The sequence below is a fragment of the Novosphingobium sp. ZW T3_23 genome (assembly GCF_044987305.1).
Taxonomy (GTDB): Bacteria; Pseudomonadota; Alphaproteobacteria; order Sphingomonadales; family Sphingomonadaceae; genus Novosphingobium.
The window spans coordinates 94,644-119,559 of the sequence record NZ_JBJDRF010000001.1 but is presented as its reverse complement, the minus strand read 5'-3'; the positions used below and the strand labels follow the sequence as shown (position 1 = coordinate 119,559).

General features: G+C 59.9%; 20 protein-coding genes and 2 pseudogenes. 12 read left to right on the top strand and 10 right to left on the bottom strand.

Features of this window, described 5'->3' with window-relative positions; genetic code table 11:
* Positions 1 to 65: 65 nt before the first annotated feature.
* From ACI3K3_RS00480 to ACI3K3_RS00460, 5 genes are all read right to left on the bottom strand, one after another.
* Positions 66 to 2,498, bottom strand: a complete 2,433-nt coding sequence (locus ACI3K3_RS00480) for a TonB-dependent receptor (protein WP_404911410.1) — start codon at positions 2,496 to 2,498, stop codon at positions 66 to 68.
* 292 nt (positions 2,499 to 2,790) lie between these two features.
* Entirely contained in the window at positions 2,791 to 4,050 is a 1,260-nt protein-coding gene (locus ACI3K3_RS00475; protein ID WP_404911409.1) for an ATP-binding protein, read from the bottom strand.
* Positions 4,047 to 4,745, bottom strand: a complete 699-nt coding sequence (locus ACI3K3_RS00470; RefSeq protein ID WP_404911408.1) for a response regulator transcription factor — start codon at positions 4,743 to 4,745, stop codon at positions 4,047 to 4,049. Before ACI3K3_RS00470 ends, ACI3K3_RS00475 begins: the two co-directional genes overlap by 4 nt.
* Before the next feature lie 50 nt (positions 4,746 to 4,795).
* Positions 4,796 to 6,349, bottom strand: coding sequence for a hypothetical protein (locus ACI3K3_RS00465; RefSeq protein ID WP_404911407.1), 1,554 nt, complete (start codon positions 6,347 to 6,349; stop codon positions 4,796 to 4,798).
* A gap of 645 nt (positions 6,350 to 6,994) precedes the next feature.
* Positions 6,995 to 8,092 carry a cation diffusion facilitator family transporter gene (locus tag ACI3K3_RS00460; RefSeq protein WP_404911406.1) on the bottom strand — a complete coding sequence of 366 codons (1,098 nt, stop codon included), beginning with the start codon at positions 8,090 to 8,092 and terminating at the stop codon, positions 6,995 to 6,997.
* A gap of 352 nt (positions 8,093 to 8,444) precedes the next feature.
* Here ACI3K3_RS00460 and ACI3K3_RS00455 point away from each other — a divergent pair, with 352 nt between their 5' ends.
* The 3 genes from ACI3K3_RS00455 (at position 8,445) to ACI3K3_RS00445 (ending at position 11,496) form a co-directional block, all read left to right on the top strand.
* On the top strand, positions 8,445 to 9,776 hold the full coding sequence (locus tag ACI3K3_RS00455; RefSeq protein WP_404911405.1) for a metallophosphoesterase: 1,332 nt from the start codon (positions 8,445 to 8,447) through the stop codon (positions 9,774 to 9,776).
* A 225-nt stretch (positions 9,777 to 10,001) separates the two neighbouring features.
* Positions 10,002 to 10,712 carry a hypothetical protein gene (locus tag ACI3K3_RS00450; RefSeq protein ID WP_404911404.1) on the top strand — a complete coding sequence of 237 codons (711 nt, stop codon included), beginning with the start codon at positions 10,002 to 10,004 and terminating at the stop codon, positions 10,710 to 10,712.
* Positions 10,713 to 10,716: 4 nt separating this feature from the next.
* Positions 10,717 to 11,496: a response regulator transcription factor gene (locus tag ACI3K3_RS00445; protein WP_404911403.1), complete on the top strand. Its 780-nt coding sequence runs from the start codon at positions 10,717 to 10,719 to the stop codon at positions 11,494 to 11,496.
* 14 nt (positions 11,497 to 11,510) lie between these two features.
* On the opposite strand, the gene ACI3K3_RS00440 is transcribed toward ACI3K3_RS00445, so the two are convergent.
* The 4 genes and pseudogenes from ACI3K3_RS00440 to ACI3K3_RS00425 form a co-directional block, all read right to left on the bottom strand.
* The gene (locus tag ACI3K3_RS00440; RefSeq protein ID WP_404911402.1) at positions 11,511 to 12,872 is read right to left on the bottom strand and encodes an ATP-binding protein; all 1,362 of its coding nucleotides are present in this window, start codon (positions 12,870 to 12,872) and stop codon (positions 11,511 to 11,513) included.
* Complete coding sequence (locus ACI3K3_RS00435) at positions 12,865 to 13,539, bottom strand: response regulator transcription factor (protein ID WP_404911401.1); 675 nt, start codon at positions 13,537 to 13,539, stop codon at positions 12,865 to 12,867. The genes ACI3K3_RS00440 and ACI3K3_RS00435 overlap by 8 nt, the downstream gene beginning before the upstream one ends.
* A gap of 311 nt (positions 13,540 to 13,850) precedes the next feature.
* Positions 13,851 to 14,051, bottom strand: a pseudogene (locus ACI3K3_RS00430) (Tn3 family transposase); the annotation flags it as partial.
* Between the two features lie 55 nt (positions 14,052 to 14,106).
* The gene (locus ACI3K3_RS00425) at positions 14,107 to 14,295 is read right to left on the bottom strand and encodes a hypothetical protein (RefSeq protein ID WP_404911400.1); all 189 of its coding nucleotides are present in this window, start codon (positions 14,293 to 14,295) and stop codon (positions 14,107 to 14,109) included.
* Positions 14,296 to 14,421: 126 nt separating this feature from the next.
* Between ACI3K3_RS00425 and ACI3K3_RS00420 the strand changes: the two are divergent.
* Positions 14,422 to 14,550 (top strand): annotated as a pseudogene (locus ACI3K3_RS00420) (LysR family transcriptional regulator); the annotation flags it as partial.
* Between the two features lie 73 nt (positions 14,551 to 14,623).
* Positions 14,624 to 14,935, top strand: a complete 312-nt coding sequence (locus ACI3K3_RS00415) for a LysR substrate-binding domain-containing protein (RefSeq protein ID WP_404911399.1) — start codon at positions 14,624 to 14,626, stop codon at positions 14,933 to 14,935.
* A 488-nt stretch (positions 14,936 to 15,423) separates the two neighbouring features.
* On the opposite strand, the gene ACI3K3_RS00410 is transcribed toward ACI3K3_RS00415, so the two are convergent.
* Entirely contained in the window at positions 15,424 to 16,464 is a 1,041-nt protein-coding gene (locus tag ACI3K3_RS00410; RefSeq protein WP_404911398.1) for a tyrosine-type recombinase/integrase, read from the bottom strand.
* Between the two features lie 249 nt (positions 16,465 to 16,713).
* On the opposite strand from ACI3K3_RS00410, the gene ACI3K3_RS00405 reads away from it, so the two are divergent.
* The 7 genes from ACI3K3_RS00405 to ACI3K3_RS00375 all read left to right on the top strand — a co-directional run bounded on the left by ACI3K3_RS00405 (position 16,714) and on the right by ACI3K3_RS00375 (position 24,905).
* Positions 16,714 to 17,916 (top strand): EAL domain-containing protein, encoded by a 1,203-nt coding sequence (locus tag ACI3K3_RS00405; RefSeq protein WP_404911397.1) that lies wholly within the window; start codon positions 16,714 to 16,716, stop codon positions 17,914 to 17,916.
* A gap of 97 nt (positions 17,917 to 18,013) precedes the next feature.
* On the top strand, positions 18,014 to 18,520 hold the full coding sequence (locus ACI3K3_RS00400) for a hypothetical protein (RefSeq protein ID WP_404911396.1): 507 nt from the start codon (positions 18,014 to 18,016) through the stop codon (positions 18,518 to 18,520).
* A 217-nt stretch (positions 18,521 to 18,737) separates the two neighbouring features.
* Positions 18,738 to 20,051: a sugar transferase gene (locus tag ACI3K3_RS00395; protein ID WP_404911395.1), complete on the top strand. Its 1,314-nt coding sequence runs from the start codon at positions 18,738 to 18,740 to the stop codon at positions 20,049 to 20,051.
* A 28-nt stretch (positions 20,052 to 20,079) separates the two neighbouring features.
* A complete protein-coding gene (locus tag ACI3K3_RS00390; RefSeq protein ID WP_404911394.1) occupies positions 20,080 to 21,378 on the top strand; it encodes a nucleotide sugar dehydrogenase in 1,299 nt (432 codons plus the stop codon).
* A gap of 2 nt (positions 21,379 to 21,380) precedes the next feature.
* Positions 21,381 to 22,733: a glycosyltransferase family 4 protein gene (locus tag ACI3K3_RS00385; RefSeq protein WP_404911393.1), complete on the top strand. Its 1,353-nt coding sequence runs from the start codon at positions 21,381 to 21,383 to the stop codon at positions 22,731 to 22,733.
* Between the two features lie 151 nt (positions 22,734 to 22,884).
* Complete coding sequence (locus ACI3K3_RS00380; RefSeq protein ID WP_404911392.1) at positions 22,885 to 24,195, top strand: hypothetical protein; 1,311 nt, start codon at positions 22,885 to 22,887, stop codon at positions 24,193 to 24,195.
* A 38-nt stretch (positions 24,196 to 24,233) separates the two neighbouring features.
* Entirely contained in the window at positions 24,234 to 24,905 is a 672-nt protein-coding gene (locus ACI3K3_RS00375) for a polysaccharide biosynthesis/export family protein (RefSeq protein ID WP_404911391.1), read from the top strand.
* The last annotated feature ends 11 nt before the right edge of the window (positions 24,906 to 24,916 follow it).

Below are 24,916 nucleotides of genomic sequence, written 5' to 3'. Positions count from 1 at the left end.
GCTCGGGCAAAATAAAGGGGCGGATGACGAGCCATCCGCCCAGGTGGAGGGACGCGTCTTGCGCGTCAACGAGATCCGAAAGCATAACGAACGTTGATGCCGAATTCCCTCGGCGGCGTCATTGTCACCCCGGTGTAGGTGCTGGTCGCGACTGCAGCAGTGGGACCGGTAAGCACCGGCCTGCCGTTCTGAATACCTCCAAACCCAAGCTGTCTGTAGCTTGTGAACAAGGGGTTCGTCCGGGTAAGCGCGCGGTCGGTTTCCAACAGGTTTTTCGCAAACAGGGAGACCTCCCATCGCTCCTGCGGATCGCGAATACCAGCGTAGAGATTGACCAGCGCATAAGCCTTCACATCATCCCACGGGCTAGTCGGATCGGTCTGTGACTTACCATTGAATGAGACCAAACCGCGAAGGTATCCATCCAGTTTGCCGGAAACCGGCACCCGGTACTCACTCTGCAAAGTCGCCGAGAACGGAGACTGGAATGCAGCCCGTTGACTGACCTGACAACTGCTGAGATTGTTCGCCCCGACTGCAGCCTGAAGCTCGGCGAGCGTAGGAGCCCTGGTCGTCATGTCGGGGATACCATCGCCGTTCAAATCGTTGCAAGGGATCACGCCATTCTTGATCTTGCCAAGCGAGTAGCTGGCCGTGATCCCGAGATTCCAGCGTTCGCTAACGTCGAACGAAAGATCCCCTTCAACGCCATTGACAGTTACCGGTACGGCCCCGACGAAATTGAAGCTGGCGAGTTCCTGCCGAAATCCGGTAATCTGCCCGCTTGCACTACGATCAGCCACCGTATTGACGTAATAGACCGAGTTTGGCGTCCGGTACGGGTAGTTGTTGAATTTCTGGTGGTAAGCCGTAAGATTTGCGCGGAGACGGCCATCCATCATCGTCGATTTGATACCCGCTTCGTACGACCGCGACGTTTCAGCGGGCAGGTTCAGGAAGCTCTCCTCCAGCGCGGAAGGGAAGATATTGAAGTCGCCCACCGCGTTGATCCCAGGGCGCCAGGAGCTTCCGGTACTCGCATATATCATGAGGTCCGGTGTGAAATTGTGCTTCACGGAAGCTGAATAGATCCACTTCTTGGCATCCTGCCTGTCATTGGATACTGCGCGGCCACTTACGGAAAGATCGCTATCCGAAGTATAGGATATATGGCGCACCCCTCCCGAAATCTCGGTGGCATCGCCGATATGAACTGTGAGATTGCCGAAGAAAGACTGCTCATGCGAGCCGCCGCTACGAAGAATGGGTGTCTCCGCGATCGTCGCGAGCCCGCCTCCCAGGGTGCTAGGAAGCCGAACGGGTGTACGCTGGATCAGCGACGTCGGCGAATCGTTCTTTTGATCGAAGAAGCCGACTACGTAATCAAGCGCGCCGAACAGGCGGGTTTCGTTCTGCAAACGCACTTCATGCGAAGTCGATTTCGCATGACTATCGGTGTCCTGGAAGACGTTGGCGCCGGGGAAAATGGCGGCCTGATCGGAGGTAGTGTGCGAACGAACATGCTGCGTGTAGTGCTGCCCCTGATAAATCAGAATCTGCCCGGCTAAACTCGCTTCCCCCCGCCAGTTGTAGATGTTGTAAAGCTGGCGAATACTGCGGGGCTGAACCTGTGTCGAAAGCCTGTCACTCGTATCGATGTAAACCGGGCTGGGGGGCGCATCGGGATTGACTTCGCTGAAGGAAGCGACCTGATCGTACCCGACCGCGTTACGCTCCATCCGCTGGTAAACGCCTTCGAACTTCAGCCAGTCGGTCGGCTGAATAAGACCGCTGACCCGCCCGGCCTTGGTGCGCCCGAAGGGATCGCGGCCGCCATACTGCGTTGTGATCGGTCGCACCCGGTCGCCTTCGTTTTCATCCCAGACACCGGCAATGCGGATCGCCGCAATGCCCTCGATGATTGGAAGATTGAGCGCTGCCTTCGTATTGATCGTACCAATGTCGTTGGCCGTCATATCGACAGCGCCGCCTATCGAGAACAGATCGGGCTTGCGGGTCGTTACCGTGATGGCGCCGGAGGGCGAAGCGCGACCGCGAAGCGTCCCTTGCGGCCCGCGCTGCACTTCGATCTGCCCCACATCGAACATTTGCTGCAGCACGATGCCCGCGGTGATCGGCGCATCGTTCATGTAGAATTCGACAGTCGAGTTGAATCCGCTCGCATTGACGTCAAAGTTGACGCCGCGCAGCTTCGCGCTGCCGCCCACACCATTGGATTCCGAACTCAACTGAAGGCCAGGTACGAGCGCCTGAACGTCTTTGAAGTCGCGAAGGTTCAGCTTGGCGACATCCTCGGAGGTGACCGTGTCGATGACTGCGGGCACATCCTGCACATCCTCGTCACGGCGACGGGCTTGCACGATGATAACGTGACTCTCATCGCTTGAGATAGCCGGTTCGGCTGTCTGTGCCAGCGCGGGCGACGCCAATCCACCAAGGCTCGTTGTGGCCAGCAAAAAGATATAGCTGCGCTCCATTTCTCTCCCCCCTCCATGTTTTGCTTTTTAATTTTAAAAGCTTGTGCACCTTCCGAGGATCGAGCCGAATTGGTGCAGCTCTTGCTCGAATCGCGACACTAGGCAGCCGCTCAATCGCAGTTGGCGCTGCTTTTGCGCGCACGATGCCCAAGCTGCGCGAATACCGCGCCAAGATGCCGCAGTGTTCTCGCGGCGATTCTCCTCTCGGAGTTAGCTTGGAGAAACATCCGTTCGGAACCAGCTGTCTTTACACTGCGCTTACATTCGCCAGGACGTGGCCGCCCAGGCGATATCAGATAGGTGCTGAGATCGCGGGAATCTCTATTGTGACGCATAGGCCGCCACTCCGCCTGTTATGACACGTGATGGATCCACCCTGAGCACGAATGACCCGATTGGCGATGGCGAGGCCTAGCCCCGTCCCAGTATCACCGATCCTGACGAACGGCTGGAGAACAGTGTCTATGAGCTTCGGGTCGACTCCAGGTCCACGATCCTTGATCTGCACCCGGTAAAACGGTGACACAGGTGTCACGTCGATCCGCACATCAAGTTCGCCGCACTCGCTGGAGAACCGGATTGCGTTCCGCACGACATTGTCGACCGCGCGCTCGAACAGACGGGCGCTCCCGGCTACTACTGGCCTGGCCTCTTCATCCATTTGTGGTGAAGCCGTTTGCAATTTAAGGTTTTTGGTTTTCACCTCGAGTTGCGCATCGTCCAGCACCTTAAGGACAACCCAAATAGGATCGAAGAAATCCTCTTTAGGTTCAGTCGCGCTTTCTTCGCGGGCCAGCGTAAGGAGTTCATCAACAAGACTGTCGAGTTTCCGTAATTCTACTTCGACCCTTGCGATCGCTTCCGGCCAGCCTTGACCACCCTGACGAGCAAGTCCAATTGCAAGCTGCGCCCGGGTGAGCGGTGATCGCAGTTCATGAGATACATCGTTCAATAGGCGATCGCGCGCGGTCACCAACATTCCGAGACGTTCGGCCATGACGTCAAAGTCGACGGCTAGGTCGCCCAGTTCATCGTTACGTCGAGCGACGCTTGAGCTTAGTCGAACGGCGAGATCGCCCTCGGAAAGCTTCTGGAAGCCGCGCCGCAGCATCATCACCGGCCGGCTGAGGTACAAGGCCAGCACGATGCTGAAGGCAATTCCTGATATCGCCCCGCCCCACAGCGCGGCACGCGGGACCTTGGAAAGCTCGGTGGTGTGTTCACGGCTAAGGCGCAAGACGTACTCTTGCCTGTCCGGCGCCCGAGCCAACAGGCGGTCGCGACCTTGGTCGACGTGCTCTCCTGGTCGGTGCGGCGTGATCGTGATCTGGTCGCGGATCGGCTTCGCGAGAAGAGATCGTTGTGTTTGAGCGGCATCTAAACCCTCACGTTCGACGGTACGCGCCAGCATTGCCAGAAAGGACGGCGCGTAGCGCGCGGATGGGCGATCCTCATAGGGTGACAAACCAGTGAGAAAGCTGAGAACAAATCCGAGGGCTATCAGAGTCATCCAGAATGCGATCAGGATTTTTCCGAACAGACCAATCCTCATTGCTTATCTGGCATTCGGTAACCGACCCCGCGGACTGTCTCGATGGGAGGCCCACCAAACAAGGCAAGCTTTTGCCGCAGGTTGCTGACATGCATGTCGATACTGCGATCGTAAGGCTGCCAGGGCCGATGCAAGACCTGTTGCGAGAGATCGTCCTTGCTCATCACTGCGCCCGCTGCGCGAACGAAAGCCAGGATCAAAGCGAACTCCGAGCCGGTCAAATCCAGCGGTTCCAAACTGCACGTAACTATTCGTCGATCCGAATCCACTTCCATATTGCCGATTCTGAACCGCGTCCGGCCCATTCCATAGTGCGCGCCGTCATGCCGGCGTAGCACAGCACGCAAGCGTGCCACCAACTCTCGCGGAAAATAGGGCTTGGGAACGTAGTCATCGGCGCCGTTTTCCAACCCGCTGGCACGCGAGACCCGATCACCATTTGCTGTAAGCATAATGACCGCAACATTGCTCGATAGCCGTATGCGCCTCAAGACCTCTGAGCCTGAAATTCCCGGCAGCATGACATCGAGGATGATCGCATCGTACTGGTCGGCGGTTACTTCAGACAGTGCCTCCTCGCCGGATTGGACGACACTGACGACGAAGCCTTCCCCTTCGAGATAGGCTTTCAGCATCGCCGTCAAGTCACGGTCATCATCGACAATCAGAATCCTGGCGGGTCCATGCGCGGTCATTATGTTATCAGACATGCCGGAAACCAGGCTCGAATGTCAAAGGCGGAGCCTCACAAAGTACAGGCAGGATTGGCGGCATTTGGCATAACGACGAAATTGACGCTCGAAGGCGCGACGGCGAGCTTCGTCCCACGCGATTTGACCGGTTTTAAAGTGGGCAGGGTACGGTCGTTTACGAGCGCCAGCGGCGTTCCATTCAACAGCACGGTCCGGCTTTGCAGCTCCGGAGCGGTCAATTCATAGACCTGCGCATCGTTAGGAAGCGACACCACCTTGCTCGCAGGTTCCAGATTGATCGCGAGCAGGGTCACGCCGCCCTTCACGCCCTTTTGACAATGCGCATAGAGGTGCAGACCGCTTGGCGACGTGCCTGCATCGAGCACTTTCTTGCCGACTAGTTTGGTCCACAGCAGCGCCGCCCAATAGTCGGCATTGGGCTGAAGCGTCTTTTCGTCGATCACGCCGTTGCTGCCACTGATCAGAGCATGGGTCACCGTTACATCCAGGCCCTGCTTCGCCATTCTCGCTTGCGAATCGACGAAGCGGAATGTGTCGAGAAAAGTCGGCTGCCAACGCGTACCGCCGCAGGCAGCGGCGCCGGTTTCGGTAAGCCAAAGGGGCGCGCCCGGAGCAAATCGATCACGAAGCGCCCTGAAGCGCTGTAGCTGGAGATCGGGGCGCCCGAGCCATTCCTCTGAAAGCGCTTTGTCCGCAGTGATCCCTGCTGGCGATGTGGGAGGGGCGCAGCGCTCGGCTATCGCCCCGTAGAAATGGTATGAGACGATATCCATCTTCGGTCGAGGCGTCGCAGCCATGTACTGCTCGGCGCTGATTTCTTCCAGCTGCGGCATCGGCATGGGAACCCCCAGTGTCGCCACGCCAGGGCCGGCGAGTTTTACCCTCGGGGCAAACTCCCTCATGAACTTGGAAAATGCTGCAAAGTCTGCCGCATAGGCAGACGCTGTTTGTCCTTTCGGCATATGGCCAGGTTCCGGCGCATTCGGCTCGTTGAACAGCTCCGCGGCATAGATCTCGCCGCCAATCGATTTAGTATATTCCAGCCATGGCGCAGCGACGCGCGGCGTCCAGCCGCCACTCGAATCGCGCACACCGGCACTCACGGTGAAGCCCGTCACGATCTTCGCATTTACCGCGCGAGCAAAGTCCACCGCGCCTTTCCAGGCCTCAGGCGTCAGAACCGTTTGAAAGCCGGTTGGCGGGGCTGCAGGGGCCTTCTCTCCAGGCTGCGGAAAATAGACCGAGTTGGTCGTGGTTCCGCCATAACGAACATAGAACGGCGCCAAGCCGGAGGCGAGCGTCCGGAGTCGAACGTTGGCAAGATCCGTTGGCGCACGTGCTTCTCTTACGGCGTCGAAGTTCTTGGCTTGCGGATCGCTTCCTTCCGTTTTGGAAGGTTCATAGGATTTCCAAGTCTCACCGCCCGTAAGGTGGGACATGCCGATTTGGAAGGACTGAAAACGCTCGTCAGTTTCGCGAACGAACTGGAAAGCTCGGGGATCGAGCTGGATACTTGCGTCGGGGCCAGGCCCCGCGCCGCATATCGTGCAAGCAATCGGTAGAAGGAGCAGATGCGATTTCTTCACGCTTGGCTTTGCTTCCCTCGGTTCCATAATTGAAATTACCCTTTTCTCACTATGCGCTTCCGGAGGCTAACCGCGGACGAAAGCGACGATCCAAGCAACCATCAAGCTTGTGTGAGAAAAGCATGGGTCTAAATACCCCGCGCAGCCAGTGACTTTTACAAACTGCTTACAATCGTCACGCGCCGCAGACTTGGACCGCGCCGACCCTCAATATCGTAAGATAGTCGGCGCCCCCCCCCCGCCAAGGAGCCGCCTCTTGGTCAAGGGCGTGTCATCACTCATGAATTTCCCAAGAGAGCTACTGAATGATTCATGTGTGGCCGCCCCTTTTGCAAGGCCTATGTTGTCGAGGTCGTTTGATCGGTTGCTTTCGTGTCTGGCTTGCTTGTGCGCCATCGTTTCCACCGCTGGCCTTGATGGAAATCCACTGGCGGCGTCCCTAATTAACGTGACGCGCTTTTGAGGCGCATTGAATCAGGCGGGTTGGCCTCGCCATTGGCTCTGTCGTTACTCATCATCGATTGGCATTGCCAGTCGGGTGTTCAGTGTTCTGTCAGGCGGCAAGCTCCTTGTAAGGGCTGGAAACTTCTTTCATCAACTCAATAGCAAATGACAACAATCAGGCAGCGCGTCGTGCCAAGGAAATTACCTCTTAATACCTAAATTATATTCGTTTTCCTCGGCTTCCGCATCCCGGTACAGAGCGTCCACATCTTCGCCAATATCTTCCAGCGCTTCGCGGTGACGGACGGTCGATTGAGCCTCGATATAGACGCGCCGAACCTCCGGAAATTCTTCCCGCATGCCGTCTTCCACGTCAGAGACGATGCGCTCCACCGTACCGGCCAGCGTGTCGTCGACGAAATCCGCAGAAGCGAGAACGAGAACCTCTGACGGCCCGAAATGCATCGTTCGAACTTCGTTGACCTGCTCGATCACCTTCACTCGCTCCAGGATTTCCCGAAGGCGCTCCTCGATGGCCGGATCGGCGGACTGTCCGGTCATGAGGACATAGCAACGGCGCGCCAGGCTCAACGCCGTCACGGCAAGGATCATGCCGATCGCGATCGAAGTCCAGCCGTCGAGTACGGGCATGTCCAGCACTACCGCCAGGCTGATGCCGACGAGCGCCGCCAAGAGCCCCGCCAGAGCCGCGGTCTCTTCGTACACAACCGCGAAAATAGTCGGATCGCGGTGGTTCTGAAGGGTTTTCAGCATGCCAAGGCCGCGGCGAGCGGCCTCTGCGCGCACTTCGCGAAGCGCGACTGCCAGAGACGACCCTTCCAGTCCGATTGCTATGACAAGGATCAGAATGTTGACCCATGCGCTCTCGATCCGTGTCGGATGCGCGACCTTCTCGGCGCCCTCGTAAATGGCGACACCGGATCCCAGCGCGAAAACCGCCATCGCCACCACGAAACCCCAGAAGTATAGGCGAAGGCCATAGCCGAAGGGATGCGATGCATCGGCCGGCCTGCTCGCGTCCTTGATCCCGTAGAGCAGCAAGATCTGGTTGCCGGTATCCACCAGACTGTGAATACCTTCCGAAACCATCGCGGAAGAGCCGGTATATGCGGCCCCGCAAAACTTGGCGATGGCGATCCCGGCGTTAGCCGCAAGAGCGGCGTAAAGTGTTCGTTTGGACGCATGTACTGACATGAAGGCGCTATGACGTAGATAGATGTCACCCGCTACCCATGCCCAGGGCAGATGCGAAGCGATGCGCCCGTTATGACGGACCATCGGAAACGTTTTCGCGCCGAAGCATCGCGGCCAACCCCATCGACGTGGCCGAACTGTCCCGAAAACAAAGGCCGATGGAGCCCCCGGACATCACGCAGGCGCATAAACATTGATTATTCCCAATGTTGCCCCCTCCCCACTTCTTCACCGGCGATTTGTAACGCGAGCGTCATGTTAGGCTTCAACTAGCCGTGTCGAATGGCGGAACTGGTCTGGCAATATGAAGGGGTTAGGCAATGTACGGCAAGGTCGATGAATCCCGGCCTTCGGCTGATCCCGACCAAGTCTATTCCACGCCCGCAGCCGACAGCGCCCTCAGGCACGCCACCGTTTTTTCCGGAGCCATACGACCATGCCGTTCCCGATCCGCACTTTCGCTCTAGGCGCGCTGGCGCTGTGCCTGTCGCCGTCCGTTCTGGCGCAGGGCGTGCCGCGCTCGCCAGGCACACTTTACGCGGCACGCAGCCTGCCTGACCGCATCATGCTGACACCATCGGCGGATCCAAGCACCGGCATGGCCGTTGCGTGGCGCACCGACACCGCCCAATCCGCCAGCGAAGCCCAGATCGCCATCGCCGTCGATGGGCCGACTTTGGAAGAAAACGCCGTTCTCCTCACCGGCACGCCTGGCATCGCCAAGGGCAGCGCCAACGGCCCGGCCCTCTATCATCAGGTCCGCTTTGAAAACCTCACCCCCGAAACCGTCTACGCCTATCGCCTGAAAGGCAGCGCCGGTTGGACGGAATGGATGCAGTTCCGCACCGCAAGCACCCAGCCCAAGCCGTTTCGGTTCCTTTACCTCGGCGATATCCAGAACGGCATCCTGACATATGCCAGCCGTGTCATCCGGCAGGCGTTCCATGCCAATGGCGGGATCGAACTGGTGCTCCACGCCGGAGATCTCGCTGCCCAGCGCGACGATCTCGACCATGACGACGAATGGGGAGAGTTCAATCAGGCCGGCGGCTACAACTGGAGCATCGTTCCGCAATTGCCTGCGACCGGCAATCACGAGTATATCGATGTGCCCCTGCCGGACGGTGGTGAAAGCCGCAAGCTGGGGCCGTACTGGCCGCTGCAGTTCGCACTGCCGACGAACGGCGCACCGGACGTGAAAGCGACCACCTACTTCGTCGATTATCAGGCCGTGCGCTTCATCGTGCTGGATGGAACTTCGGCGATCGATCTCGGTACCATGGAACAGCAGACGCGGTGGCTGGACGAGACGCTGGCCTCCAGCAAGGCCAAGTGGAACGTCGTCCTGTTCCATCAGCCTGTCTTCACCTGTGCGCGGCCGCAGGACACCTCAGAAGTCAAGGCCGCATGGAAGCCTGTATTCGACTCCCGCAATGTAGACCTTGTGCTCCAGGGGCACGACCATTGCTACAGCCGCCTCACTTCCGAGGCCGGACGGGAAGCCTCGGCCACGATGCGCAAGGACGGCAAGTTGCAAGGCCCCGTCTACCTCGTCTCGGTGACCGGCTCCAAGATGTACAGCCTTAACGACCGTGCCCGCACCCAGCCAGACAAGACGGCCGAGGCGACGAACTCTATCAGGTTGTCGATGTCGCCGGTGATCGGTTGCAGTTCCGCACTTTCACTGCTTCGGGGAAACTCTACGACGGCTTCGACCTCGAGCGCAGGACCGACGGGAACCATCTCATCGATATCGACAAACCCATGATCGCCGTGCGCACCTGCAGTGGCGACGTCGGTCCCGACGGCGGCAAGTGCGTCGCCCGCAGGAAATAAGCGTCGCTGCCGGAACATTGCTTATTCCCAATGTTCCGGCAGCGCTCTGTCAAATCCACCGCACGTGCCGCAATAGCAGTCGGGTTCCCGCCACCTCGCGCACCGCCCAAACCTGCGACCGTCAGGATCCGGGTTTTTGCCAGGAGAAACCCTTATAATGCGCTCGCTGATCGCGGCCCTGTCCATAATCGTCCTGCCCCTCTCCGTTGCTCCAGCGCAGGCCGGAAACTATCCCGATGTCCCCGAACCCATGGTCTTCGACATGGTCCGCCCACTCGGTGCGAAAGCCGGAGAACTCGAGGTCAATACGCTTGCCCAGACACGGCTTTCCGGTCCGGACCGGACCGTCGAGTGGGCGCCCGAGATCGAGCTGGCGGTTGCCGACGGGTTCGCAGTGGAACTCGAGCTTCCTTTCGAGGGCAAGCGCGTCACCGACTACAAAGTGGGGCTGCAGGGAACCTTCGGTACGCTTGCCGAAGGCCGGGGCGTGCATGGCGTCCAGTATCTCGGGCTCTACAATCGCGAAAATGCGCGGTGGGAAAGCAGCGCGCTCTACCTCCTTGGCTTCCGCTTCGACGAACGCTGGAGCATGATGGCGATGGCTGGGCTTGGCGACGTGAGTTCTGGCCGGGACGGCGGTGGACGTCTGTTGCTCAACCATTCGACTTTCTACGACCTGTCGGAGGCGAGCCGCGTAGGCGTTGAAATCAATTTCAAGTCCGGGCGCGGGCGGGAAGCACTTGTCATGCCCCAGTTGCACCACAAGCTGGGCCGCAACCTCTCTCTGCAGGCGGGCCTTGGCGCAGCGCACGGAGCAGAGCTGGGATGGCGGCCGCACGCCGGCGTGAGACTCATAAGCGAGCTGTGACGGTATGAGCGGATCCCCCCAATCGCGTGCGCTGCACCTTGCCCGCGCAGGCAAGGACGCGGGTCGCCCGCCAGGCGAGCACCTGGGGGAGAGCGGGCGCCTTCACGATGTCCTCATCGTTGAGGACGACACCCTCTTCGCAGCAAGGCTGTGCAAGCGCCTGCGCGGAAGCGGGCACGGCGTCACGATTTTGAGAGACGGCGAAGAAGCCATGCGCGCAGTGTCGGACGGCCGCTTCGATATCATCGTGTTGGGCCTGATGCTGCGCGGATTGGACGGGCTGAGCGTGGTGCGCGGCCTGCGCGAGAACGGTGTGAGAACACCCGTCATCATGATATCGGCTTTCGCTGATCCTGCGGAGCGGATCGACGGTTTGATGAGCGGTGCCGACGACTACATGGCCAAACCACTCGATACCGACGAGCTTCATGTCCGGATCGACGCCCTCATGCGCCGGTGCGAATGGACTTCGGCGCATAACGGCTTTGTCGAAGCCGGAGATTACAAGATCGACCCCGAACGATTGCGGGTTTGCTATCGCGGGGCCGATCTGGCGCTTTCGGTTCCAGAGTTCAGGCTTTTCGCGCAGCTCGTATGCAATGCCGGCTCTATTCTGTCGCGCCAGAGGCTCTTCACCGCCGTTTGGAAGAATGTCGGCATGCCTGCCGCCAATCTCAAGCGCGTGGATACTTCGATCAGCCGGCTTAGGCGCCGCATAGTGGAGCAGGTCGGAAGCGATCCGATCGTTACGGTTCGCGGCGCCGGATACACGGTCCGAAAGTGATAGCCGGCGGTCGGTTAGGCGGCTGCCCTGGCAGGTATCTCGAAATCGACCCTGAGCCCGGGCTTCGCGTCAGTCAGCCGAAGTTGCCCTCCATGGACTTCGGCGACGGCCCGGGCGAGGTTAAGGCCCAGGCCATAGCCGGGGCTTGCCCGCGATTGGTCCCCTCGCGCGAAACGCTGTGTCAGTAGATCGTGCTGGTCGGCAGGAATGCCGGGACCATCGTCCGTGACGCTTAGCACCGCCCGATCTCGATCATGGCTTAGGGCCACGCGAATGGACGAACCCGGCGGGGTATAGCGTATAGCATTCTCAAGCAGATTGACGAGGGCTTGCGAGACAAGTTCGCCGTCTCCGAGTACCTCCACGCCCGCGGTCAACTCGCATGTCAAAGACTTCGCGCTGTCTTCCGCCACTGCCATGTAGCTTTCACAGACATTGGCCACGACCTCGCCCAGATCGAAAGCACGGAAGTATTGCCGAAGAGCGCCCGCTTCCACCTCGGCGATACGCAGAAGCGCGCTGAACAGGGAAAGAGCGCCGTCTATCTCCGCGATCGCGCGTTCGACCTCATCGCTCAGGAGGCCGTCCTGCGGCGCCAGCACGATCATACGCTCCAGTCGCTGGCGCACCTTGGCAAGCGGTGTACGCAGGTCATGGGCTATGCCGCTCGAAACCTGCCGCAGGTTCTCGATCAGTGCGCTGTTGCGGTCCAGCATGGTGTTGAGCGTTGCCGAAAGCTGGCCGAACTCGTCATCCGGCTGCGGCACCGGCATTCGCAGGCTCATGTCGCCCGAGATGATGCCCTGTGCGGTGGCATTTATCGCTTTCAGCCGTACCCGGATAGCCCGCGTCAGCCACACGCCGCCCGCGATGCCGCCCAGCAGGGTCGTGCCCAGGCCCGCCAGAAGAAGATGTCCCGTCGTGCGACGCAAGGCGCGCTCCGACGCCAGTTCCATTGCCACTGTGAGATTGCTGTCGTCCGTCAACCGGACGGTCAACGAACGGGCAACGTTGCGCGTCCCGTCCTGGTCGCTGAATTCGATCTGCGCCCAACCGATTGGCGGATGATCGGTCGTCAGTTCGCCGCCGATCCGCTGGCCTGCATGGTTTGTCAGCAGGTAGCCCAACGTATTGACACCGCGGTCATCGCGGCGCTGCAAGGTGTCTCGCAGGCTATCCATGCCCCCGTAGCGATAAACCTGCACCAGATAATCGCTCTCCGTCAGGATGCGATCGTCCAGTTGTTCGCGAAGGGCCCTTTCCCCGATGACGTATATGGTCGCGCCAAGGCCCAGCGTAGCTATCGTATAGAAGACCACGAACCAGCCGGCGATCCGTGTGATTGCCCCGAGGCGCCCCAATCGCAGCTCAGGCATCACTGCTCAGCCTGTAACCGACACCCCTTACGGTCTGGATCGGATCGCGGCTGAAACCGGCATTCAGTTTTTGCCGCAGGCGGCTCATGTGCGTTTCCACGATGTTGGTCTGCGGATCGAAATGGAAGTGCCAGACCTGCTCCAGCAGCATCGCACGCGAAACGACCTGGTCCTGCTGGCGGATCAGTTGCTCCAGCAACTCGAATTCGCGAGGCTGGAGGACGATCCGCTGCCCTTCGCGCCATACTTCGCGGCGAATGCGGTCGATCTTGATCGTCCCACAGGCCGCGGTATCGCTTAGGCCGCTCCGCCCCCTGCGGCCGAGCGCATCGATCCGCGCTGACAGCTCCGCCATGGCGAAAGGCTTCACCAGGTAATCGTCCGCGCCGCTGCCGAGCCCCTTAACCCGATCCTCGATCGCCCCAAGAGACGTGAGGATCAGGATCGGAACTGATAATCCCAGGGCGCGCATCTGCGAGACGAGGTCAGCCCCCTCAATATCCGGCAACATGCGGTCCACGATCAGAGCATCGAAATTCTCGCTCTGCGCACGACGCAGGCCTTGGCGTCCTTCCGTTGCAGTTTGCGTTAGATGGCCGTTCGCCGCGAGGCCTTCGGCTATGAACCCAGCCACTTCCGCATCATCTTCTATAAGTAGTATCCGCATCGACAGGTCTCTAGCGCAAAGCTGCGCGACGCCCAACCGCCCTGCCCCTTCTCCCCCTCAGATCCGCCCTGCTTCCGTCAATCTAAGGCTGAAACTTTGCGGACCATCTCCACGCTCATCTCATGCCTTCGTGACAGGTGCCCCCTCATGAATAGCTTTCTGCGCCAAGAAAATCCGAAATCAAAATTTTACAGAAGTTAGTTTTAAAGAGTAATCTGACAGAACCAATAAAAACCACATTATAGAGATCAGCACGATTTCACACGGCAGTTCCCTTGGGGAACCGGTGAGAGGATGTTCGAAAATGTACACTAAGCATCCCATTCGTTCTGATGGAGACGGAGAGGCGTGGACCGCACGCCGGGTTTGTCCATTTCACTTCACAGATAGTCGCCTGTGAGTCCAATATGCTCCCAGCCCAATGGCGCGACGTGCGCGAGCAGTTCGTCCAGCACCTCGACGCCACTGCCGCCCAAATGCCGGACCGCGCGGTCGAGATAGCCCGTGCTCCAGAAGGGTGATCTGCCCCCACCGAGGGGACCGATTGGTCTATTAGTGCATCAAAGCTCATCGCCTCCATATCCGGATAGAGGTGGAGCGAAGCGGAACCGGAGGCCCGAACGATGGCACCAGCAGCAGCGCGGCGGCCACCAGCGGCGATAGCAGCGATCCAAGCACGCCCATGGCAACTGTGGGCAACCCCATGCCGGTCACGTCCTTGACGATGCCGGCGGCAAAGAAGGTCGTGATGATCACGGCGATATCGGGAATGAATGGTCAGACATGCGCCAGAGGTAGCGACCGCTCTGCGCCTGACAATGCGGAAGGACCGAGTTGTGGCTACGGCTGGAGCGAAGGCAGGAAACACGTTAGGAGACTAGCATGCGCTTCGACCTGACTGACTTTCGCCTGTTTCTCGCGGTGGTGGATGCCGGGAGCATCACCCATGGTGCTGAAATAGGCTTGTCCCTTCCAGCGGCCAGTGAACGGCTCCGCGACATGGAAGCAGCGGAGGAAGTGACCCTGCTCAATCGCAGGGGCCGCGGCATAGCACCAACGCAAACCGGAGAAATGCTGGCACACCATGCCCACACGATACTGCACCAAATGGCGCAGATGCGGCGATATAGACCAATATGCCAAAGGGCTGCGCGCTTCGGTCCGCATCTTCGCGAACACCGCCGCCATTGCGGAGTTTTTACCCAGGCGACTAGCGCCCTGGATGGCAACCCACCCGCAGATCGACATCGACCTGAAGGAGCGGCAGAGCGCCGATATTGCCGGAAGCATCGGCGCAGGCTTCGCCGAAATCGGCGTGCTGTCGAGCGCGATCGAGATAAGTGATTTGACGTTGCGTCAGCCGTTGGCGCTGCGGCTCCACGTAACGTCGGCGTAATTATCCGGCGGGCTAGTAATGCGTCTATCAGTGGCGACGATCTCAACTGCCGCGCCGTGTCGCAAGCTGCCCCGTTTCCGATACGCGCCATTGGATACATGCGAACGATGGCGATGACTTTTTAAAGAGACGTATCGCCGTGCCACAGTTTGCTTGATTGGCTGCGCCCGCGCGAAAAGAAAGCCGCGAATTTGTCGGATCGAGGAAGGTCCGGCGATCGGCAAAGCGAAGCCCATCGAAATCAGATCCTTCGGGTGCTCCAACGAGTTAATCCTGAAAGATAGGCATTCCAAAGATAGCGCCGGTGATAGCCTTCCGATGCTGTAACGATGCAGCTCAACGGCAGGTCGACGGGAACGGGGCTGCGATCAGGCGCTGCATCAATATTGCGCCATGTGTGCGAAAGAATACGAAACGTTAACTCGCCAGTGTCGCAGGAGGCGTTACCTTCCCCGGGCTGGAAGGATCGCCGTTAGAGGCACCGTCCGTCACCGCCAATGAAAGAGACGCGGCAGAGGAAATGCAGCGAGTGTTTTGGAAATGGGACCGCCCGGTTTGGAGGCGGATCGCCCCTTCTTTTCGAGCATCCGAGAGCTCGGCGCTGGCCCTTCCAGGGCCTTCTGCGCCAATTGCCAGCGTTCAGGGAAATCCGTGAGAGGAGGATCATATGTCTTTGTTTTTGAATGACAATATAAGCGACAATATAGCCAAAAGTGTATCAACGAGCAATAGCCGATTAAATTCGACAAAGCCGGAGAGGGTTTTTCCGTGTTAGCCGGAAAGTCGGCGCTCGGTTTCTGAAGCAACGAATCCGCTTCAGTTTTATCACGACTTTCAAGACTTACGCGATCGCCTTCTTCTTTCGCTACCCGCTCAAGCCTCTCGGCAGGCGGGATGTCGACTACGAAATCGCCTTCATTTTCATAGGCGGCTTGGGTTGGACGGATCGGCTCTATCGCGGCCTGCTTCCGCCACATACGCGACGCGATCTCCCGTTCCTCGGGCCCCACCGCACTCGTATAAATCGCCGTGGTCTTGATATCGGCATGTCCCAGCCACCTCTGGACTAACGTTAGCGGCACCCCCGCCTGGATCGCCCGAACACCGAAGCCATGCCGTAAACCCTTTGGACTGGCGTAATCCCCCCTGACGCCCGCGCTCTCCATCACTTCACACACTCTGCGATAACCTGTCATGCGCGACCAAGGCCACAAGGCGATGGATCTATCTTTGCGGGATCGCAACCAGTTCTGAAGATCTTTTAAGAAACTAGACGGAAGCGGAACCGCCCTGAATATGCGCCGCCCACGCTTTTTCAAACAACGAATAATTACCTGCCTTGCTTCAAAATCTATACTTTCTTGCGTTAGAGACAAGGCTTCTGAAATTCTACATCCGGTGAATGCAATCATCCTACAGAACGTTTTTACATCGGCACTTCGTAATCCTGCCTGCTGAACGAAAGCGTCTATCTCTTTACTGGTGAGGTATTTTCTGTGTCCAAAACGGTTGTAGACGGTCCATGGCATTTGATCATGTCCTTGCGACGCTAACCCATTGAATAAGTTAACATCACTAACGGCAATCCTTTGCGGCGGTCCAGCGTGAATTGATACACTTTTGGCTAAAGAGTCTCAGACTCGGCAGCTCGAACGCCGGTCGCACCGAAGCGAGGGCGGGCTATGTATCTAGGCACGAAAGCAGGGTGGACACACACTGATGGGCATGTCCCCGTCGGCTCGGCGCCCATCGACCAGCAGCCAGTTACTCAGGAAGCGATGTTCCTGTTCCGAGTTGCAAACTATCGTTACATACTGGCAGCATTTGGCGACCGGGTAGCAAAGCAAGCCGTAGCCGCAGCATCTGAACGTCTTTCCGGAATGCTCGGGCTCGATGGCTCCGTTCGCACGTGCAGGCACGACGTTCTGGGCGTTCGGCTCAAGTCTGGACCGACCTTGGGCGACAATTTCGACACCGAAAGATGCCATGCGTGGATGCGCCTCGTCTGCGAAACCGTTCCGCTCGTTCCGTTCGAGTGTGGGCCGGATAAAGTTCACCTTTGGCTGTCCGGGTACTGGACCCTTGGAGGAGATCCGGACGGTTTCTCTACTCCGGAGTGGCAGTTTCCCTATGCCATTCCGGATCAGAGACAGCCGAATTGGGCTCAGCAATACCGCAAGGACATGGCCAATGCCTCTCGAGCACTGATCGGTGTCGGCGTGCCAGGCGGAGATACGGATTCAGGGGGCGTCATGCGGCCCTTCTGGCAAAAAGTGCATAGTGTAAGCCTGGGTACGACCCAGTTCTTCGAAGCATTCGCCCGTATTCCCGATGACCGCGGAAATTCAGTTTCGATCGCGAGTAATGTCCTTTCCCTTGAAAGGACCGGCTTCGTACGCCTGCTCGACCTGCATATGGTCAGGCAGGTGATCGCTGAACTCGACCGCTCGAGCGAAATCCAGGCAGCCGTCAATCTGTCTGCGCTCAGCCTCCGGGCCGACCCATGGTGGGATGACGTAAAGGCCACCCTGGCCAAGCGCCGCGATATCGCGGAACGGCTTTTCCTCGAAATCACCGAAACCGCCGCATTTGCCAGTGTCTCCGATGCCGTCCGGTTCGTGGATGGCATGCGCAAACTGGGATGCCGTATCGTTCTCGACGATTTCGGCACGGGGCACGCATCCATCCGCCAGCTTTTCGCCCTCTCGCCCGAAATCGTGAAGATCGATCGGCTGTTCCTGCGCCGGGCTACACTTTCCGATCGGGATCGCGAGATCTTTCTCAGGCTTGCACAACTCGCCGGCTCTACCGGCGCAACCGTCGTTGCCGAAGGCGTCGAAACCCGGCAGCAGAAGCAGATTGCGCTCGAAGCCGGGGTCGATTGGCAGCAAGGCTATCTGTGGGGGCATGCCACGGGAGGCCACCCCCGTTCCTGCAACATCGCCGCAAGCGAGGCCCATTCCATGAGTGCGGCGTTGTGAGCAAACCGTCGCACGCCAGCGCTTTCGGAGCCGAAACGGCAAGCGGGGCCTGGATCCATGATCCTTCGGGTCGCAACCGAAGAAGCCGAGGGAGAGGGTGGGATTTTCCAATCCTGGGCATGCCATTCCCTCCTTCCGTCACCCAGAAACGGCTGTCGAGAGAACACATCACAGTTCTCCAAAACCGTCGTGGCGCCATAGCCTGAAAGTGAGCCGCCCAAGCCTCGCCCCCAAGGACGAGGAAACACCCCGTGCCTGGTTAGGAGCGTTCCTGGGAGAGACGTTCCTAACCTCCACGACCATCGCAATTAAAAGCGAGATGGAGCAACTTATGTCCTTGAATCGTTATCGAAACGCCATCGCCATCTTTGCAGCAGCCTCGCTGATTGCTGCTGCCCCTCCGGGCCAAAGCCGCGCGAAGCGCGTAAAGAGTGTAGCAGCCCAGACGGGTGCGGCGGGTGGAAGTGCCGCCGGCGCAGCCGCGGGCGGCAGTATTCTTCAAAGCAGCTGGATGTGGGCGCTTGCAGGCGTGATCGCCGCAGGAGGCATTACCGCGGTGGCTCTCTCCGACGATGACGACCGGCCGGTAAGCCCCGCCTCGTAAACCTCGGCGTCCGCCGGGCGGGGCGGCGGACCCCGGCAATTCAATAGGTACCGGCTCAGCCGAATCTTGCGGTTCGGCGAAAGGGGGGCATGTGCTCAGTTCAGTTCCCAGTTCCTCGAAGCTTTTTGCGACAGGCACTGAAAATCAGTATCCGACACTCGAGAACTATCAACCGTTCAAACCTGCTGCATCGGTCGGAAAGCCGCTGCGGTTTCTGTTGAGCGGATGCCAGGTGCTGGCACTCGATGGTTTGGCGCTTCTCGGCGCCTATGCGCTGATGTCGGCAATCTGGCCGGAAGGCAGCTTCGAGCCGCGCCGAAACCTGATGCTGGTGCTATCGGCCACATACGTTTCCATCGCATTGTACGGAGGTTGCTATGCCCCAGTACTCGCCGCCGACGCGGTAAGGAGCGCGCAGCGGGCATGGCTGGCCCTGCTGGCGATTGCCACCATCGCGGCGCTTACAGTTCTGCTGGGATCCATGGATGCTCCCATCGGCACGACGCTTGTCCGGGCGATAGCCTGCAGCGCCTTGACACTCGGGGTTGCCCGTCTGGCCCTGGGACGGCTGCTGTCATCGGACTGGTGGCAGGACCGGGGTCGCTCCCGAACCATCGTCCTGCTCGACGAGCAGGTCGTCACACTGCCGAAATTCGCGGGGCTGGTCTTCGATACCCGTGCTCACGATCTTCATCCCGATGCCCATGATCCGGCGGCGCTCGCCCGCCTCGGCGCGCTTACGCGGGATGCGGAGCGGGTTGTCGTGGCCTGTCCCATCGAACGACGGACGGCATGGATCGCCGCTCTGCGGGGCGCCAACGTGCCCGTCGAGCTACTCGTCGAGGAGGTCAACCACCTCGCGCCCATCGGAGCAGGCAACCTCGTCGGCCGCAGCACGCTCAAGGTAGCGTTCGAACCGCTCACGCACGGCCAACGCCTCACCAAGCGGCTGTTCGACATCGCGATTGCCACCATGGCCCTGATCTTCCTGCTGCCTCTCCTGCTCGCCACGGCGCTGGCAGTCAAACTCGACAGTCCCGGCCCGGTCCTGTTCCGTCAGCCCCGGATCGGCAGGAGCAACAAGCTCTTCGAGATGTACAAGTTCAGGAGCATGCGCACCGAAGTTCAGGACCTGCACGGCGCGCAGCTGACCAAAGGTCGCAACGACGATCGGGTGACGCGGGTCGGACGTTTCATCCGCGCCACGAGTATCGACGAACTGCCCCAGATCGTGAACGTCCTGCGCGGCGACATGAGCATTGTCGGGCCTCGTCCCCATGCCCTGGGCGCCAAGGCGGGTAACAAGCTCTATTGGGAAGTCGATACGGCCTATTGGCAGCGCCACGCGGTCAAGCCCGGTCTGACCGGCCTCGCCCAGGTCAGGGGTTTCCGCGGCACGACATTCGCCGATGCGGACCTGACCAATCGGCTGAACGCAGACCTCGAATATCTCCGGCGCTGGTCGCTGACCGGCGATGTCGGAATCGTTTTCAGAACCGTGATGGCCCTCACCGGCAAGTCGGTTTTCTAGTTCTCCCCACTTCTTCGAGCGCAGATCGATGCGCCGATTGCTCCCACAGGAACATTTTCAGATGCATATCGCCGTTTTCGGAATGGGTTACGTTGGTTTAACAGCAGCAGCCTGTCTCGCACGATCCGGTCACATGGTGAGCGGTGTCGAAGTCAACGAAGCCAAAGTCGCCGAGCTCAACGCCGGAGGGTGCCCGATCGCCGAGCCCGGTCTTCACGACCTGCTTCGCGAGGGCCGCGAACTCGGGCTCCTCAGCTATACGCAGCAAGCCGGGGATCTCGTCAACGATTGCGATATGGCGATCATCTGCGTCGGCACGCCCAGCGGTCCTGACGGCGCGCACAACATGAACTATATCGCCGAGGTCAGCCGCCAGATCGCTGCTGCTGTCACGAGCAATCGCCCTCGCCCGCTCACCGTCGTCTACCGTTCGACGATACGTCCGGGCACGCTCGACAGTCTGGTCATGCCGATCTTCGAGGCGGAGCTTGGCAATCGGCTGCCGCAGACGATCGAGCTTGTCTACAATCCGGAATTCCTGCGCGAAGCCACCGCTATCGAGGATTACTTCCATCCTCCCAAGATCGTGATCGGAACCGCCGACGGGCATCCTTCGACGAACATGACCGCCCTTTACGAGGGTATCGAAGCGCCGACCTTCGTCACGGGCTTTCGCGAAGCGGAATTCACCAAGTTCGTCGACAACACCTGGCACGCCGTCAAGGTCGCCTTCGCCAATGAAATCGGACGGACCGCGCTCAAGCTCGGGATCAGCGCGCGCAAGGTCCACGAGATCTTCGTGGCCGATACCAAGCTCAACATCTCGTCCTATTACATGCGGCCCGGCGGTGCCTTTGGCGGATCATGCCTGCCCAAGGACGTGAGAGCGCTTCAATACATTGCAGCCGATGTCGGCGCGCATACCGTGATGATCGACGCCGTCCTGCGCTCGAACGAGAACCACAAGTATTTCCTGTTCCAGTACGTGCGGGACAACGTCGCTCCCGGCGGCAAGGTTTTGCTCGCGGGTCTCTCGTTCAAGGCCGACAGCGACGATCTTCGCGAAAGCGCCAATCTCGATCTCGCCCGCAAACTGCTCGAAGCCGGATACGAACTGTCGGTCTACGACCCGACGCTCGTTCCCTCGAAACTGATCGGGCAGAATCTGGGCTACGCCTATAGCCAGTTGCCTGCACTCAATCGCCTCTTCGTGCCGCGCGAAGCCGCCGAGAGCGAGGAATGGGACCTGGCTATCGACAGTATCGGCATGATTGCCGATCTCAAGATCAACGCACGCAGACACGTCAGCACCAACCGGCTGCCCTGATCGTGAGCCAGCTTCCAAAAGTCATGGACTGCTCGCCCAGCGGGCGGCCTCTGCGGATAGCCTTCGTCTACAGCCGGCTGCCGTTTCCGATGATGCGCGGCGATCAGCTTACCGTCGCGCATCTGATGGCCTTTCTCGCGGCCCGCGGGCATTCCATCGACCTTTACACGCTGGATATGCAGGGCGAACTGACCGCCCTGCAACGCGACTGGCTTGCCAGCACCTGCCGGACGCTGCGCATCTATCGCCAGGGGTTCGGCGGGATTCTTTCAGGGCTCGCGGCCGGCCTGTGCCGGGGCGAGCCCGCCCAGGTGGCGATGTTCCGCAACCGCGCCCTGCAACGCGACCTTGCAACCGCCATCGACGCGGGTCAGTACGACCTCGTCTACAGCTATTACATCCGCAGCGCTCATGCGGTGCCCCCGCGCCTGGCACAGGCCGGTGGCGATGGCCAAACGCGATCTCCGGTTTCGTTCCTTGCCATGCAGCTTTCGCAGTCGCTCAATTCGAGGCGCATTTTCGAGAACGAGCGCAATCCGCTTCGCCGTCTGTTCTACAGGCTGGAAACGGCCTTGTGCGAGCGCTTCGAAGCGAGGGTCTGGCAGCGCTTTTCCCGATCGGTACTGATCGGGCCCGCTGATGTCGCCAAGGTAAAGGCCGTCTGCAAAGCCCAGGGCCAGCCGGAAATCGACAACTGGGTCTATGGTGCGCACGGCACGGATATCTCGCGCTATCAGGCCGCCACGCCTGAAGAGATCGTCCCCGGTCGCGTCGTCTTTTCGGGATCGATGCTCTACCAGCCCAATGTCCAGGCCGCCCTGTGGTTCGTCGAACAGTGCTGGCCCCGCGTCCGCGCCGCGATACCCGATGCCGAACTGATCATCCAGGGGCGCGACCCGGTTGCCGAGATCAGGGAACTCGATGGCACCAACGGGATCGTCGTAACCGGCACCGTGGAAGACGTCGGCGTGAACATCCGCTCGGCCAGCGTCTGCATAAACCCCATGCTCGCCGCCGGCGGCATGCAGAACAAGCTCATCGAATACATGGCATGCGGCAAGGCCATCGTCGCGACTTCGGTGGCCAACGAAGGCATCATCGCGCCGACCGATACCTTTTGCTTGGCCGACGACGCGGCCTCCTTTGCGGATTGCGTCGTCGGACTGCTTGCCAATCCCGAGCGCAGAGACACGCTCGGAAAAGCAGCCCGCCGATACGTCGAGGATAACTGGACCTGGGAATCGCATTTCCTGAAGCTGGAGCAGGCCTTCTTCGAAACCATCGACGCGGCTTCGCGTAAGCGTCCCGCAGCCTCCGGTCATCCTGAAGCAGAGCCCGAGGCCGTCCCGGCATGATCCTGCAATCGGTGTGTCGCGGCCGGCGCCCGACGCCGGAAAATCGCTATTGCGGGCCTGGAGCAGTACCTTGACTGCATTGCCCCACGCTTTTCCTCTACGCGAACGGCATCAATGGCCATCGGTATCAGTCGATGCGATCGGCGCAACATTGCTGTTTGCGGCGGTCACGATGTGCTGCCTGCCTTATATCGCGTTCGGCCCGATCGCCGCGCCGTCACAGGTTCAGCCCTGGGCCGCCTTGCTGTGCTGGGCCTTCGCGCTCCATCGGCTTCTCACTACGACGTTGCGGATCGACGGGTTCCAGATCCTCGTTCTCATCTTCGCGGTTTGGTTCCTGCTCTACATCTACGCTCCCGGCGATGTCGGGATCGACTATTACCTCAGAAAATCGGCAAGCTTCCTGATCTGCTGGTCGATCCTGCTCGCGACGCCTTACGTCTCGCCATTCCTTCTCTGGCGCGTTCTGCGGCTCAGTCTGCCGCTGTGGACAGCGTTTGCGCTGCTCGGGTTCGTGAGCAAGGGCGCCTATCTCGCGATTACGCGGCCGCTCGTCCCGACGGCAATCGGCGTCGCCGGCGGGCGCGGCGCCACCAGCCTCGCGCCGGAAGCCACCGATTTCGGTTTCACGATGGCCTTCATGGTTCTCCTAGCGGTAATTACGCGCAAGGCCCTGGTGAACGAGGGCCATCGGCCGCCGGTCTGGCCTATTGCTGTCGCCGTGTTCAACGTCGTCCTGTCGAAATCCGGATCCGGCTTCTTCGCCGTTCTCGTGCTTGCCGGGATCCACCATCTGACCCAGACCGGCAGGCAGAACGGCGCCATGCTTGTGCGCGTGCTGGTCGGCACGGTCCTCGCCGCTGCATTGCTGCTCACCGTCGGCTCTGCACCCGAAACCGGCGTGCGCGGTCTCGATCTCGTCATTCTCTCGCTGCGATCGCCGGCCGCGTTGCTCAACACCACCCTTTCCTATCGCATCGTTCACAACGTGGTCGGCGTTCTTGGAATGATCGATTCCAATCTTCTGGGTTACGGTGCCGGATCGTTCCTCAAGGTCGGCGGCGACATCTACCTCACGTATGAACTGGGCAAGGTCTTCGGATTGGTAGGCTATTATGCCACTGCCGTGCCGCTCAGCCTGGCCGGCTCACCGCTCGCCTATTTTCCCGTGCTGTTCCTCGAGTACGGCCTGGCCGGCCTGCTGTTCGTGGTCCTCCTGTTTCGCACGGTCGCACGCTCGGCCCTGCTATTCACGCCGCTTGCCCTGGCAATGATGTTCATGACCTGGGTGCAGAGCTTCCCCCCGGCCTATCCCCCTTTCTGGCTCCTCATCGGGCTCGCCCTGAACCCGCGGTTCCGCAAACCGCGTGAAAGCGAGCCGAACCGTCCACCTGTGAGAACACCGTCGTCCCCAACACGGGTCCGATCATCGGTTCCATCAATCCAGGACTTGAATTCGTGAAATCCCTGTCATTGTCACACCGCCGTATCCGGGCCGGAATGTCCTGTATTTTGACGGCCCTTTGCCTTGCGGGGTGCGCCCGTGCCGACCTTCCGCGCAACCTCTCGGCTTATGAGGTGATCCCCGCGATCTCCGACAATGAAAGCGACGATGGCGACTATGTCCTTGGTCCTGCGGACGTCATCAGCCTGACGGTTCTGAGCGAGCCGGATCTCAGCCTCAAGGAAGTTCAAATTACCACCGGCGGCAACATCTCGCTTCCCCTGATCGGTCAGGTCAAGGCAAGCGGGCTCACGCCCGATGGCCTTGCCCGGGCCATTGCCGCCCGGCTCAGCGAACAGATGCTGCGCAATCCCGATGTGACCGTCAATCTCACCACCGCGGTTTCGCAGAGGGTCGTGGTGGAGGGCTCCGTGGCCAAGCCCGGGATCTATCCGCTTCAGGGCAAGACGACCCTGCTCGGTGCGATCGCGATGGCCGAGGGTACGACCCGTGTCTCCGCCCTGCGGGAAGTGGTCATCCTGCGCACCATCGACGGAAAACCGATGGGGGCCGTATTCGACATCGGCATGATCCGGCGAGGTGAACTGCCCGATCCCGAACTTGTCGGCGGAGATACCGTTGTCGTCGGCTTCTCCGCGCTGAAATCGACCTGGCGCGACATCCTCACCACCGCCCCCCTCATAACCGTGTTCCGAGCCTACCGATGAACGATAGTCCC

What these genes read in the sequence shown, in the direction of transcription:
- ACI3K3_RS00445 (WP_404911403.1), top strand. Translation starts at nt 10,717, where the DNA reads ATGAGCGGATCCCCCCAATCGCGTGCGCTGCACCTTGCCCGCGCAGGC.
- ACI3K3_RS00440 (WP_404911402.1), bottom strand. Translation starts at nt 12,872, where the DNA reads ATGCCTGAGCTGCGATTGGGGCGCCTCGGGGCAATCACACGGATCGCC.
- ACI3K3_RS00390 (WP_404911394.1), top strand. Translation starts at nt 20,080, where the DNA reads ATGCGCCGATTGCTCCCACAGGAACATTTTCAGATGCATATCGCCGTT.
- ACI3K3_RS00410 (WP_404911398.1), bottom strand. Translation starts at nt 16,464, where the DNA reads ATGCCATGGACCGTCTACAACCGTTTTGGACACAGAAAATACCTCACC.
- ACI3K3_RS00480 (WP_404911410.1), bottom strand. Translation starts at nt 2,498, where the DNA reads ATGGAGCGCAGCTATATCTTTTTGCTGGCCACAACGAGCCTTGGTGGA.
- ACI3K3_RS00450 (WP_404911404.1), top strand. Translation starts at nt 10,002, where the DNA reads ATGCGCTCGCTGATCGCGGCCCTGTCCATAATCGTCCTGCCCCTCTCC.
- ACI3K3_RS00405 (WP_404911397.1), top strand. Translation starts at nt 16,714, where the DNA reads ATGTTCCTGTTCCGAGTTGCAAACTATCGTTACATACTGGCAGCATTT.
- ACI3K3_RS00470 (WP_404911408.1), bottom strand. Translation starts at nt 4,745, where the DNA reads ATGACCGCGCATGGACCCGCCAGGATTCTGATTGTCGATGATGACCGT.
- ACI3K3_RS00460 (WP_404911406.1), bottom strand. Translation starts at nt 8,092, where the DNA reads ATGGTCCGTCATAACGGGCGCATCGCTTCGCATCTGCCCTGGGCATGG.
- ACI3K3_RS00455 (WP_404911405.1), top strand. Translation starts at nt 8,445, where the DNA reads ATGCCGTTCCCGATCCGCACTTTCGCTCTAGGCGCGCTGGCGCTGTGC.
- ACI3K3_RS00475 (WP_404911409.1), bottom strand. Translation starts at nt 4,050, where the DNA reads ATGAGGATTGGTCTGTTCGGAAAAATCCTGATCGCATTCTGGATGACT.
- ACI3K3_RS00415 (WP_404911399.1), top strand. Translation starts at nt 14,624, where the DNA reads ATGCCCACACGATACTGCACCAAATGGCGCAGATGCGGCGATATAGAC.
- ACI3K3_RS00435 (WP_404911401.1), bottom strand. Translation starts at nt 13,539, where the DNA reads ATGCGGATACTACTTATAGAAGATGATGCGGAAGTGGCTGGGTTCATA.
- ACI3K3_RS00375 (WP_404911391.1), top strand. Translation starts at nt 24,234, where the DNA reads ATGTCCTGTATTTTGACGGCCCTTTGCCTTGCGGGGTGCGCCCGTGCC.